The organism is Limnothrix sp. FACHB-1083 (assembly GCF_014696485.1).
In the GTDB taxonomy this organism is placed as follows: Bacteria; Cyanobacteriota; Cyanobacteriia; order CACIAM-69d; family CACIAM-69d; genus CACIAM-69d.
Window position 1 is genome coordinate 33317 of the sequence record NZ_JACJQD010000017.1, and the last position, 12538, is coordinate 45854.

Sequence of the window (12538 nt, forward strand, 5' to 3'; positions counted from 1 at the left end):
TCAGAATGACCATTCATCCGCAACAAATCACCAGCAACACGGTTCCCGTTTCCGTGCTCATTCCGGCCAAAAACGAAGAGGCCAATCTGCCCGCCTGTCTCGAAAGCGTGGCTCGGGCCGACGAAATTTTTGTGGTGGATTCCCAAAGCGACGATCGCAGCGTTGAAATTTGCGAAAGCTACGGCGCAACCATCGTGCAATTTCAGTTCAATGGTCGTTGGCCCAAAAAGAAAAATTGGTCGCTGGAGAATCTGCCCTTTCGGAATGAATGGGTTTTGATTGTGGATTGTGATGAGCGAATTACCCCGGAGCTATGGGACGAAATTGCTGAGGCGATCGCCCGTCCCGGTTTCGCAGGCTACTATCTCAACCGCCGCGTCTTTTTCCTAGGGAAATGGATTCGCTATGGGGGCAAATATCCCGATTGGAATCTGCGATTGTTTAAGCATCAATCAGGCCGCTACGAAAACCTGGGAACCGAAGAAATTCGCAACACGGGAGACAACGAGGTTCATGAGCATGTTTTGATCGATCCTAGCCATGGCCAAGTGGGCTATCTCAAGGAAGACATGCTGCATATTGACTTCCGGGATATTTACCAATGGCTAGCTCGCCACAATCGCTATTCCAATTGGGAAGCCCAGGTCTATTTAAACCTATTAGAAGGGCGCGGCAAAGACGGAACCTTGAAGGGCAATCTGTTTGGAAATGCCGTGGAACGGAAGCGGGCCCTGAAGCGGCTGTGGGTGCGGTTGCCCATGAAACCCTTCATTCGATTTGTGCTGTTTTATATTATTCGGTTGGGATTTTTGGATGGTTATCCCGGTTATGTGTATGGCCGATTGCTGAGTCAGTATGAGTTTCAAATTGGGGTTAAGCTCTATGAATTGCGCAAGTCGGGCGGGCAGTTAAACCAACAGCAGCAACCCAAATCCAGTCCCCGATCGGCTTCGTCGTCAATCCATTCCTGAGGCATCGCCTATGACTGTGCCCCATAATTTTGAGCGGGCAACCCAATCCTATGCCCACCACGATCGGGTGAATCCTGTGGTGACCGATGAGCCAGCTTGGTTTGATCTCAGTCGCTATGATCAATCTTGGTTCGATCGGGGGCGGCCCGGCTGGTTTATTTTGTTGTGGTGGTTCATTCAAGGTACTTTGTTTCCCCTCTCTCCCCACCCGGCCAATGGGTTTCGCTGTTGGTTATTGCGCTGTTTTGGGGCAAAGATTGGTAAGCGCGTGGTGATTCGATCGAGCGCTCGATTTACCTATCCTTGGAAAGTAAAAATTGGTGATTGGTCTTGGGTTGGCGATCAGGTCACGTTCTACAGTCTCGATCGCATTGAAGTGGGTTCCCACTGCATCATTTCCCAAGGCAGTTATCTTTGCACCGGCAGTCATGATATTCGCGATCGCGCCTTTGGGTTGTTGGTGGAACCGGTGGTGATTGGCAATGGCACTTGGGTCGCAACGGACTGTTTTGTGGCTCCCGGCGTGAGCATTGGCGCAAACAGCATCATCGGCGCAAGAAGCACAGTACTGATGAATATTCCCGCTCGATCAATCGCTTGGGGAAATCCTTGCAAACCTCAACGATCGCGATCGCTCGATCGGGACCAGTCATCCTCCACAATTCCATCCCAATAGGCACTGATTAATTGAGATTAATCAATATCAATCGATACCCAATCACCCAGCAGATCAAGTTTGCTGATTGAACGAATCAACACCCATCGAAGCCAGCAGTAATTCTGCCCCGTAACGCACCGGATCCGTACAGGGGCGATCGGTCAAGGCCGCCACCCGATCGCACTCGGCCCTTGCTTCCGCATCCGACAGGTGAGCCGTGTTCAGGGCGATCGCTGCTACGGGCGCTGCTGCATAGGTTCCAGCCGCTCGTGCCACCGCTTCGTAAAGGGCCACCACGTCCGGTAGTGGCGGAATCGGGCAATGGGGCAAATCTCGCAAATGAACTTGACCAGCCCGATGCACCAAAATCAAATGGGTGGGCTGCGATCCCCGCAACAACGGCAAGGTGGCCGTTGATCCCGGGTGCAGCAACGATCCCTGGCCCTCGATCGCCAACAGATCCCCCTCGCCTAAGCCCCCCGCGTCTTGGGCCGCCTGCAACAGGGCCCGCTCCACCGCCCCCGCCGCAAAATCCACCCGCACCGCATCCAGGGCCACCCCCTGCCCGGCAATCATCAACCCCGCTTGACCCGTACCCACAAAATGCGCTTGTCGGCCCTGGCGGCGGGCTGCTCGGCACAGTTCCAAGGTGGTGGACATCTTCCCGATCGCCATATCTGTACCCACGGTTAAAACCCGCGCCCCCGGCAGCAACCGCGCCAACCCCGACCCGATCGTCAGGCCCGTTGGTTCCACCCGCACATCCCAAATCCATTGCCCCGGCTGTTGGCAAGCCACCCAATCGGGCGCTTGACTGAGGGGACGATGCAGGCCATTCACCAGGGAAACCCCAGCCCGCAGCGCATTCTTCAGTTCCGTTTCCCATTCCGTCGGCAAAATTCCCCCCGAAGGCGCAATCCCAATCAGCAACGTATCGACCCCTAGGGCGATCGCCTCCTGCGCACTGGCCACCACGGGAACCGGGCGATCGATCCCCGTTAAAGCAACCAGGCTGGCACCGGCCGCATCGCGATCGATCACCGCCACCACCTCCGCCGCGCTGTAGCGCAAGAAGGCGAGACCCGTTTTGCCCCGTGGGCCCCGCAGTCCCTCATGCAACAAAACCCCTACCCGTCGCCCCGCCAAGCGCGGATTCAGAAAGTCCATTGATATTTCTCAACTACGGATGCTTGGACTGGTTTACTGAACTGGTCTACTGGCTTTGTTTTTCTAAACCAGCATGTTGAATTGAGTCATTTGCTGGGTTTGAGCTACAGCAAAAGTCGATCGCTAGCGTTCAATCCAGGGCACGGTGCGCAACCATTCCCACACGCCCGTATGTCTTCGCTGGGTCACATTTTGGCTATGTTCTGCAACGGCCATTTTCAAATCCTCAGGGCTAAATTCATAACCCAGCCGACAGGCCACATCGGCAAATTCTTGGGGCGTTTTCACAGACTTGAAATATTGTCGAATCTGTTCGCTTTGGGCAGCGGCAATTAAGAAGCGATCGGCATTATCGATAGACATAACTCAGCACCGAAAAGACACCAAAATGGATGACCCTTGAGGCCTCTGGAACACACCTTTGGAAATCGCCCGAGGGAAAGACCCAAGAGAAAGACCCGAGAGAAAAACCTTAGGGACAAAACAACGTGTCGCGCGTGGCCCGGCCCGTCACTGGGTTCACCCCATCCGCCACCGCGCAAAGCTTGTCTAAGGTGTCCGATCGCAACAACACATCGGTAAAGTCCGCTCCCGTGATTTTGACACCGGGAATATTAATGCTGGCGGCGAAGGCTCCTTCTAACACCGCGTTGGTCAAATTTGCATTGACTAACCGGGCTGAATCAAGGGTGGAATTTCGTAAGTTTGCACCGCTCAAATCTGCTGATTCTAAGTTTGCGGCAAAGAAGCGAACCCCTTCAAGATTAGCGTTATGAAAGTTTGCTTCTCGCAGATTGGCTTTGGTGAAGTCATCATCGCGGAGATCCTGATTGGAAAAGTCTGCGCCCACCAACGAGAATCGGTTGTAATTTTCTGCCCAAGCGGGTTCCGCCAATCCACACCAACTAGCCAGCAAGGTTAGCCCCAAACTCAATGCCAGCAGTGGTAGCACAACCCATCGCCGCCAAGCCCGACGAATTGCAGGGGCGATCGCCCTGACTCGATCGGGATGAGCATCAAGGTTTCTAGGCTGAGTTTTGTCGGCTTGCGTCATTTGCACAGGAATTTTTAACATCACTGAAAACTCCCAAGTTCAATCTCTATGTACAAGATCCTGCCTTTCATGAATTATTCACAACGACCAAAATCAAAGGTTTCAAGCATTAATCTCGAATCAGAGATTTGAGCCATGAAATACCAACTTAGACTTGGTTTACACTGTGCAGGCAGTTTCTAGGAGATTACCAAACCTAGGGATCAGAAACCAAGCTTAAATTAATCAAAGAATTGTGACTCGATCGCCCTCAACATGCCAAGGGAAACTAAACGGTCTCAATCTCAGATCAGCGACTCATCGCCACCAATCTTTGCTTGAAGACACCCGATCGCTAGACTGCAAACGGAGGGTGATTCACGTAACAGCGATCAATAACGATCAGTAGCGATCAGTAGCGATCAACTCAGGATTAATGCAGGATCATTCACCCAGGCGAATCAATTTGATGATCATCTCGCTAGAGCAATTGACTTGAAAACAATTCACTCAGGTTCATTCGCCGAGGGTCAGCAACTCAGAGCAATTAACTCAGGGGTGCAAGCTCCGGTGGAAAATCATCATCCGTTGGGAAAGGCAGGGTTTCATCAATCATGCCCTCGGACGGTTCATCGTCCACGGGGCCAAGGGGAATAAACTCCTCTTCTTCATCTTCTTCAGTGCTTTCGCTAGCCACAAGCACAACGGTGATGTTGTCACGACCGCCGCGATCTTTGGCCGACTGCACCAGACGTTCCACCAACTGATCGAGCTGGTGGGCCGAAGGCATTTGGCAAAGATGATGCAAGATTTCGGAGTCGGATAATTCCTCCGTGAGACCGTCACTACAGAGCAGCAGTTGATCCCCCAATCGGAACTCAAGGGGATAAATTTCCACTAGCTCCAGCTCTCGCCGTCCCAGGCATTGCATCAACACATGTCGCCAGGGGTGCGATCGGGCCTGTTCTTGGCTCAGGTCGCCGCTTTCAACGGCCCGGGCCACCCAGGTGTGATCTTTGGTCAGTTGCAATAGGTGTTGCTCCCGCGATCGATAGAGGCGCGAGTCACCCACATGCACCTGCCACCACTGATCATCGCGATGCATAATCGCCACGATCGTCGTGCCCATTTCGGCCCGTTCCGGATGGCGCACTTGGTCATCCAAAATGGCATCGTTGGCTTTCTCGATCGCCACTTCCAACAGGGCCGGCGAGGAAGCCTCTGATTCCCAAGCTTGCAGGATCACTTGGCTAACCACTTCAATTGCAATGCGGCTAGCTTCCTGTCCGCCCGCATGGCCGCCCATTCCATCCGCAACGATGAATAACCGACCTTCAGGATCGACAAACAAATTATCTTGATTGACACTTCGCAGCATTCCGCGATCGGTCAATCCCGAGGCTCGAAACTTCATGGGCGAACGGGACGGGGGTAGAACAGGGGCAATCAGGATTGGCAGCCAACCGAACGCTGAGCGCGGGTGGCAGCGATCGCGGTCTATCGAGCTTGGTTTGCCATGGAGCGCGTCAGAGAATAAGGGGTGTCACCCCTCAAACCCCTAGAGCTTTAGAACATCTTCTCATAGCGATCCATCCGCCGCAGCAAGCGCAAGAGGGCGATCGCGGGGAGGAGGCCGATGCCACCGGGAATCACTGCAAACCATCCGTATCCTGTGCCCACCAAGATGGCACTACAGAGGGCAAAGCTACCAGTCAGGATTGAGTAATTGGTGGCTACTTGGGCGTTGCTCAGGCGACGCAATACGCGATCGGTTTCCGTGGCCCGCACTCGCAAGCGCAGGTCACCCCGATCGAGCTTTTCGATCGTGTCATCAATGCGACGCGGCAAACCCAAGGCCGTTGAACTCATTTGCGCTGCCTGGCGACCTAACTCGCCCAGCAAGTCTCCGGCAGCCTCCGGTTGATTTCCATTCATCAGTTGCATCGCGTAGGGTTTAGCGACCTCCATAAAATTAAACTCAGGATCTAGGCCCTTGCCTACCCCTTCCAAGGTTGAAAATGCCCGCATCACGAAGGTAAATGTCGCCGGGAACCGAAAAGGCTGGCCATAGGCGATTTCATACAGATCATCGCTGATGGCGGTCACGGACTGGGTTTCAAAGGGTTTGTCCATGAAGTTGTCCAGCATGTACTGGATCGATCGGCGGACGGGCCCCGTGTCTCCGGTCGGTTGCAGCGCCCCCAGCGCAATCAGGGAGTTCATCACCCGTTCACCATTCTTTTGGGCAATGCCAAAGAAGGTTTCCATTAACCCCGTGCGCACATTGGCATTAATCTGCCCCATCATCCCGAAGTCATAGAAAATCAGCGATCCATCTGGACTCACCGCCAAGTTGCCCGGGTGAGGATCCGCGTGGAAAAAGCCCCCTTCAAGGATTTGCTCCAGGTAGGCCCTGGCTCCCAATTCGGCCAGGGTCGATCGATCAAGGCCTGCCGCTTCCAGGGCCTCGTAGTGGCTGATTTTGATGCCGGGGACATATTCCAAAACAATCGTCCGAGGTGAGCAATAGCGCCAAAAAACCTTGGGTACACGCACCCAATCCGCATGGCGAAAGTTCCGCCGGAAGCGATCGGCATTGCGTCCTTCGTTTAGATAATCAATTTCCTCGTACAAAATCCGGCAGCATTCTTCATAGATGCCCAACCAATCCCGACCGGGGCCCCAACGGGGATGGTTTTGGAAATAGCGAGCAATGCCCTTCAGAATGGCCAAATCGATTTGGAACAGCTTTTTCAGGCCCGGGCGCTGCACCTTCACCACCACTTCTTCGCCCGATCGCAGTTGAGCCTTATGAACTTGGCCCAAACTGGCGGCCGCCAGAGGAATGGGGTCAAAGCTCTGGAAAAGTTCCTGCACCGGCTTGCCCAAGTCTTGGCGAACGATCGATTCCACTTGGTCATAGCCGAAGGCTGGTACGCGGTCTTGCAGCTTCGACAGTTCCTCCACATATTCCGCAGGGAACAGGTCAGCGCGCGTCGAAAACAGTTGACCCACTTTGATGAACGTGGGCCCCAACTGGAGCAGCGTATCGCGCACCCAAATGGCCTGTTGGCGGCGGCGGGCCTTTTGTTTGGCCTCCGTCATGCCTCCGCGATAGCTCCAGGGCTTGGTATCAATCCAAAGCCACAACAGCCAAAGGGTGACAAAAGTCCAGATATCAATAAAGCGGCGGGGGCGGGAGTACCGCTCGCGGTTCCATCGGTAAGCTTTGCTGTCGTACGTTTTCACCCTCGACTCCGTGCGGTGCGTCTCGACTCTAGCTTGGGTTGGCTTCGCTGCGGTATTGCTTAATCTCTGACCTGAGGCGGGCAATTTCGGCTCGCAGATCATCGAGTTCAGCTTGCACGTCGTCGCCGCCGGAAGCGCTGCTGCTGCTGGTGCGTCCGTTGGTGGCGGCGGCTTCGGCCTGTTGGGCCCTGGCCAGGGCCTCTTCAACCAGTTGGCGCAGGTTTTCCCGCTGTTCGGCATCGAACTTCCCAAGCTCGCTCAACCAATCGGTGGCAGTTCGCTCGATTTGTTCGTTTACCACTTCAGCGATCGCGCGACCAACAAAGAAGGCATGGACAAGCGGGTTACTCATGAAACTCGCGGGTGAAAGTACTGGGAAGGCGATCGGGGATCAGGAGGTCAAGCGTTAGTTGAGAGCTAGGGTGCGCGCATAATCGCTTTTAGGCAATGCCGGAGCGGGCTACCGCGACCGCTCTGAATTATAGCGTGGTGGTTTTGGGCTGGCAGGTTTGGCATGAGCAGTTTAGGGCTGGCTGGGGATTCGCGCCTGCGGCTTAGTCAGGGATCAAAATTAGAGATCAAGATCAGGGATCAAGATCAAGGGCGCAGAACTCGCAGCCAGGGTATGCCATGCCTCTAGGGTGTGCTGCTGCTGTCTGGGGCGGAACCACTGCCAGCGCTGCCCCCGTTGCTAGCACCGGATGCCCCGCCGCTGGCTGGGGCGCTGGAGCTGCCACCGCTGGGGCGACGCTCAACGGCGGCCGGCTCTGGCGCGGGGCGGCGCTCTGTGGTCGGTCGGCGTTCTGTGACGGGTCGCGGCTCGGGGTTGGCGGGGCGATCGGGCGCGGGGCGGGTTTCTGAGGGGGCTGAGTTAGTGGCCGGTTCGGGGGTGCTGGTTCCCGACGGTGAGCGATCGACCGTTGAACCGCGATCGCCCGAACTGGAGCGATCAGGGCGATCAGGACGATCGGTTGCTGGGTTGGCCGTGCCCGAATTGCCACCGGAGGGATCTACCAGCGGTGTGCTGTCGGTCGGTGGCGCGTTGCCATCAGGATTATCCAAGGGGCTGGGGCTGGCCAGGGGCGCGCGATCGGCGGTGGACTCCGCTGGTCGAGGGTTGTTGCGCACGGGCCGCTCGATCGGGGCAATGCGTTGGCTGCGAATCGCCGCTGAACTATCCCGGTGAGGATGGCTGCGAATTTGCTGCAGCACTAGGTCAGGAATGCTGGGATCGGCTGGATCCAACTCCTGTTCAGCGGTTTTGGAGACCGGCCAACCTTCACGCGGCGGGAAGGACTGCTCTTCTCCCGCCAACCAGTTCAGGATTGGGGGGGACTCGAACCGAATGCCGAAGAGGTTCATTTCGCCGGATCGCACAACGGCCACCGCTCCCGCGCCAAGCATGGAAGCACAGGCAGCGGTAACCAAAAACAAGGGAGCAATCCAGCGGCTTCGTTGCGGTTGGGGAGAAGAAGGGTTCAAAGCAAACCTCGGGGCATCGGAGAGGGGTGGATGCCGCTTCAACTCTTAAGAATAAGTCAAGAGTTTTTCTTTCGTAAAGATTCACAACAATTGCGGCCCTAGCCCTGGGTTGCGATCGCCCCCGAAGCCTCAGCCCACCGGACTTTGTGGCGGATAGTGGGTTTTCACCCAAGTGATCGCTTCGGTGCGATCGCCCACCAGCCGATCCAAACAGGCTCCCCGCAACTGGCCCAAAATTTCTCGAAATTGCTTACCCGGTGCATAGCCCAACTGTTGCAGATCTTTGCCATTCAAAGGGCTGGTCACTTGGCTCAGGCGGGTGAGGTATTGCCAAATTTGCCGCCGGGTCACCCGATCGCTGTGGAGACTGACCAACAACAGCAGCGGTCGGCTCCAGGATTCCAAGACCCGCACTTGGTCGCTGGGGCGATCGCATTGGGCCAATTTTGCGGGCAAGGTGGTTTCCGCGATCGCCAGTTGATCGAGTCGTTGAATGCTGGCTTCGGTGAGTTGTAGGCGGCGTGCCACCTCAGCTCGATCGCCCGGGGCCAAGCTGGCCAACAAGGTTTCCAGCAACAGTTCCCAACGATGGAGACCGGCCACCGCCCGATCATCCCCCCAAGCCAACACCCCGGCCGCCCAAACCCAGGCCACCCACCGCACCGCCTGCCGAAGCGATCGGGTCAGTTTCAGCGTAGGGTGAATGCAACGTAAGGCCTCCAGGCGATCGAGCAAATCCAGGGCCGGCAACCAAAAATCCGTCTGCAAAATATATTTCAGCTCGGCTTTCAAACGAGTTTCCAGGGCAGGTTGACGGCGCTGCCCCTCCAGCGGCGACAGTTGAGCCATGGCATAGCGGATGTAGCGCTCTGTTTGGGCTTCGATCGTGAATCCCAACTTGACCGCAAACCGCACCGCTCGATAGATCCGTGTGGGATCCTCAATGAAGCTGTTGGCATGGAGCACCCGCACCAGCCGATCGCCCAAATCCACCATGCCCCCAAAAAAGTCCAGCACCTCACCGGGATTGGGTTCCGTCAGCCGCACCGCCAACGCATTCACCGTAAAATCGCGCCGATACAAATCCTGTTGAATAGAACTGGCTTCCACTTCCGGATTCGCCGCTGGATAGGGATAAAACTCCGTGCGCGCCGTGGCAATGTCCACCCACAGGGAATCGAACAGCGGATCTCGATGCCACAACAGGGCGGCCGTTTGAAATTGCCCATGGACTTGTAAGCGCACCCCGGGATAGTCCTGGGCCAGAGCTTGGGCCAAGCCCACAGCGGCTCCGGTGTCTGGCGCGATGGCTGCTGAGTCCTCTGGAGGATGCGCCCGGGGTTGATGGCAACCATCCACCACCAAGTCCAAATCTGACAGGTGAAGCGCCTGGGCCGCGTCACTCAGGAGCAAATCGCGCACCCCGCCTCCCACCAGGTAAAGTTGCCAGCCCTTGGCCTGGGCCAAATCCGCTGCCCGATCGAGCAGTTGTCGCAAGGGCGGAGTGAGCCGAGACAGCAAGGGGCAAAAATTCCCGACCACCTCGATCGGGTCTGACAAGGCATGGGTGGGCTGTTGCTGTCGATCGCGATGGAACCGGCGCAACACATCGGTACGGGTCACAATCCCCACCAGTTGCCCCTGATCGAGCACCGGGAGCCGGCCAATGTCATAGGTCACCATCAGGGCTTCGATGGCCGCTAGGGTCGTTTCCGGGGCGATGGTTTTGAGCTGGGTGGTCATGTAGCCCTTGACGGGGGCATGGTGAAACCCGTGGTGCAGCGCAATGTCCAAATCTCGCCGGGACACAATCCCCACCAACTGCCCACCCCGATCGACCACGGACAGGCCGGAATGGCCATAGCGCAACAAAATCCGCTGGGCTTCGTCGATCGAGGTTTCCGGCAAAATCGTCCGCACGGGTGACGACATCAAATCCCGCGCGATCGGAGGATGGGGCAACTGAGCCGCAAAGGCCGCCATCAGTGATTTCAACAAGGTCGTCGCCGGTTCGATCGGCTCCGCTGGCTCTGAATCCCAATGCACCGTACCCGCCGCCGCTTGGGCATGGCCACCCCCCCAAGGAGCCAACAATGCTCCCCAGTCCGGGCCCACCAACCGTGATCGGCCCACCAGAGACAGCCGCTGGCCACGAGACCCCTCTCGGGTGCTGTAGAGCGTGCCCAACAGCAAACTATCGGCCCCGATCGTGTCCACCAACCGCGCAGCCACCGTTGACAGACCGGGCACGTATTGATCTGCCGTCAGCAACACCCAGGTTAGGCGGGCCCCGGCCACCACTTGGGTTTGTTCCGGGTGGCCATGTACCTGGTCGATCGCCTCGGCCAACAGCCGTTGCAACAGGGGCGACAAACTCGGATCCAAATAGGTGGCAATGGCGCTGACGCTCGCTCCTTGGGCCATTAACCAAGCCAGAGCAGCCGCATCCCGCGCCGTTGCAGTTTCATAGGTCAAAGATCCGGAATCCACATGGATCCCCAAGGCCATCACCGTTGCCTCAGCCGGTGTGAGGGGCCGCTGCAAGTCGCCAGCCCGTTGCAATTGCTCCACCATCAGGGTGGTGGTGGCCCCCACCGCTTCGATTTGTTGTTGGGTGGCGGGAATATCTCCCACCGCACCCAAATGATGGTCATAGAGGGCGATCGAGTTTAGCTGGGGCAAGTCCAGCCATTCCGCCAACTTCCCCAGTCGATCGCGCTGTTGGGTATCCACCACCACGAGCGATCGAATTCGCTTCGGATCCACCGATCGCCGCTCAATCAAAGGATACTCATCACGATGGAGCGCCAAAAACGCCTGCACTCCCGGATGCACGCCACCCGCCAGCACAATTTTGGCCCCCGGGTGCAGGCAGGCCCAGCCCACCGCCGCCCCCAGGGCATCAAAATCCACCGTCATGTGGCACAACACGAGATCCATTGATTGCAGCCCATCTCGAAATCGTTATTGGCCCTGATGATTGCCCCTTTGGTTATGGGCCCCTCTAGCTCAGTTTGCGTCCTAAAGTTTTCGCCCTAAAGTTTGCGCTCTAAGTGGGCAATGAGCTGATCCGCCTTCATAAACCCTTCGATTCGATCGATCGCCTGGCCATCCTTGAACAAAATCAGCGTCGGCAAGGCTGTCACCTGGTGTTGAGTTGCCAAATCCGGGTAGCGATCGGCATCAATCTTCACCACTTGCAGGTGATCATGCAGCCGCACACTCACCTCCTCCAACACAGGCGATAACAGTTGGCAAGGGCCGCACCAAGTGGCATAAAAGTCCACAAGAACGGGTTTTTCAGCTTCCTGAATCATGGCATCAAAACTCGTGAATTCTTTCGATGTCGCCATGGCTCTCCTCCTTAGGCAGGGGTAATTATTTAGAGAAAATCCCAATGATCGCAATGATTGGTGATCGCAAGTCCCAAGCAAACCCAGTCGATCGCCACTCCATTTTTGGGTCAAATTGGCCAAGATTGATCGAGTGGTTCTCAATTTCTCATTTCAATTTCTCATTTCAATTTCTCATTTAAGATGAAATCGCGAAAAAACCGAGAGAACATCGGCTTGAAATGGCTTGGAACCTGAAAATTTCAGCGCTACAATGGAACCGATTTGCCCCTGTTGATCGAGGGCTAATCAAGCTTAGACTGAGAATTAATCATTCACGCGATTCATTCGCAATCAATTAAGGCGAAAATTAAGGCGAAAGTTTGAGAGCAAAGCCGAGGGCCAGAGCATTTGACCGTCTTGCTCCAATCATGATCAGACCCATGATCAGGCAAAAGGTTTAAACCCCTTGTCCCAGCACTTGTTCCAGCACTTGTTTTGCCCCTTGTCCCACGATCTGTTAAGGGCAAAGTTCGAGATGATGATTGACGGATGGGCCTAATCAATTAGGTCTGATCAGTTGGGACTGACTCAGTGTCGCCTTGATGGTTGAATGGTTCGGTGATCCTCGTTTGATCCTGGTTTG

The 12538-nt window shown here is 56.0% G+C and carries 11 protein-coding genes; 2 read left to right on the forward strand and 9 right to left on the reverse strand.

The window, feature by feature from the left end:
• The first annotated feature begins 5 nt into the window (after window positions 1–5).
• Window positions 6–971 carry a glycosyltransferase family 2 protein gene (locus tag H6F46_RS17250; RefSeq protein ID WP_190356010.1) on the forward strand — a complete coding sequence of 322 codons (966 nt, stop codon included), beginning with the start codon at window positions 6–8 and terminating at the stop codon, window positions 969–971.
• Between the two features lie 10 nt (window positions 972–981).
• Window positions 982–1647: a hormogonium polysaccharide biosynthesis acetyltransferase HpsU gene (gene hpsU / locus H6F46_RS17255; RefSeq protein WP_099532177.1), complete on the forward strand. Its 666-nt coding sequence runs from the start codon at window positions 982–984 to the stop codon at window positions 1645–1647.
• A gap of 54 nt (window positions 1648–1701) precedes the next feature.
• Here hpsU and H6F46_RS17260 read toward each other — a convergent pair whose 3' ends face one another.
• The 9 genes from H6F46_RS17260 to trxA all read right to left on the reverse strand — a co-directional run bounded on the left by H6F46_RS17260 (window position 1702) and on the right by trxA (window position 11913).
• Window positions 1702–2796, reverse strand: a complete 1095-nt coding sequence (locus H6F46_RS17260; RefSeq protein WP_190356011.1) for a DUF1611 domain-containing protein — start codon at window positions 2794–2796, stop codon at window positions 1702–1704.
• Between the two features lie 123 nt (window positions 2797–2919).
• Window positions 2920–3159, reverse strand: coding sequence for a Nif11-like leader peptide family natural product precursor (locus H6F46_RS17265; RefSeq protein ID WP_099532175.1), 240 nt, complete (start codon window positions 3157–3159; stop codon window positions 2920–2922).
• Window positions 3160–3268: 109 nt separating this feature from the next.
• The gene (locus tag H6F46_RS17270) at window positions 3269–3871 is read right to left on the reverse strand and encodes a pentapeptide repeat-containing protein (RefSeq protein WP_242028019.1); all 603 of its coding nucleotides are present in this window, start codon (window positions 3869–3871) and stop codon (window positions 3269–3271) included.
• 505 nt (window positions 3872–4376) lie between these two features.
• On the reverse strand, window positions 4377–5243 hold the full coding sequence (locus H6F46_RS17275; RefSeq protein WP_099532174.1) for a PP2C family serine/threonine-protein phosphatase: 867 nt from the start codon (window positions 5241–5243) through the stop codon (window positions 4377–4379).
• 152 nt (window positions 5244–5395) lie between these two features.
• On the reverse strand, window positions 5396–7078 hold the full coding sequence (locus H6F46_RS17280; RefSeq protein WP_347278355.1) for an AarF/ABC1/UbiB kinase family protein: 1683 nt from the start codon (window positions 7076–7078) through the stop codon (window positions 5396–5398).
• A 28-nt stretch (window positions 7079–7106) separates the two neighbouring features.
• Window positions 7107–7430, reverse strand: coding sequence for a DUF6825 family protein (locus H6F46_RS17285; RefSeq protein ID WP_099532172.1), 324 nt, complete (start codon window positions 7428–7430; stop codon window positions 7107–7109).
• Window positions 7431–7714: 284 nt separating this feature from the next.
• Window positions 7715–8560, reverse strand: coding sequence for a hypothetical protein (locus H6F46_RS17290; RefSeq protein WP_190356013.1), 846 nt, complete (start codon window positions 8558–8560; stop codon window positions 7715–7717).
• Between the two features lie 129 nt (window positions 8561–8689).
• Window positions 8690–11500 carry a CBS domain-containing protein gene (locus H6F46_RS17295; protein WP_190356014.1) on the reverse strand — a complete coding sequence of 937 codons (2811 nt, stop codon included), beginning with the start codon at window positions 11498–11500 and terminating at the stop codon, window positions 8690–8692.
• Window positions 11501–11595: 95 nt separating this feature from the next.
• Entirely contained in the window at window positions 11596–11913 is a 318-nt protein-coding gene (gene trxA, locus H6F46_RS17300) for a thioredoxin (protein WP_099532169.1), read from the reverse strand.
• Window positions 11914–12538: the final 625 nt, after the last annotated feature.

Excerpts from the sequence above, each read along its gene's own strand:
- H6F46_RS17285 (WP_099532172.1), bottom strand. The coding sequence starts at position 7,430 with ATGAGTAACCCGCTTGTCCATGCCTTCTTTGTTGGTCGCGCGATCGCT.
- hpsU (WP_099532177.1), top strand. The coding sequence starts at position 982 with ATGACTGTGCCCCATAATTTTGAGCGGGCAACCCAATCCTATGCCCAC.
- H6F46_RS17250 (WP_190356010.1), top strand. The coding sequence starts at position 6 with ATGACCATTCATCCGCAACAAATCACCAGCAACACGGTTCCCGTTTCC.
- H6F46_RS17295 (WP_190356014.1), bottom strand. The coding sequence starts at position 11,500 with ATGGATCTCGTGTTGTGCCACATGACGGTGGATTTTGATGCCCTGGGG.
- H6F46_RS17275 (WP_099532174.1), bottom strand. The coding sequence starts at position 5,243 with ATGAAGTTTCGAGCCTCGGGATTGACCGATCGCGGAATGCTGCGAAGT.
- trxA (WP_099532169.1), bottom strand. The coding sequence starts at position 11,913 with ATGGCGACATCGAAAGAATTCACGAGTTTTGATGCCATGATTCAGGAA.
- H6F46_RS17265 (WP_099532175.1), bottom strand. The coding sequence starts at position 3,159 with ATGTCTATCGATAATGCCGATCGCTTCTTAATTGCCGCTGCCCAAAGC.
- H6F46_RS17260 (WP_190356011.1), bottom strand. The coding sequence starts at position 2,796 with ATGGACTTTCTGAATCCGCGCTTGGCGGGGCGACGGGTAGGGGTTTTG.
- H6F46_RS17270 (WP_242028019.1), bottom strand. The coding sequence starts at position 3,871 with ATGTTAAAAATTCCTGTGCAAATGACGCAAGCCGACAAAACTCAGCCT.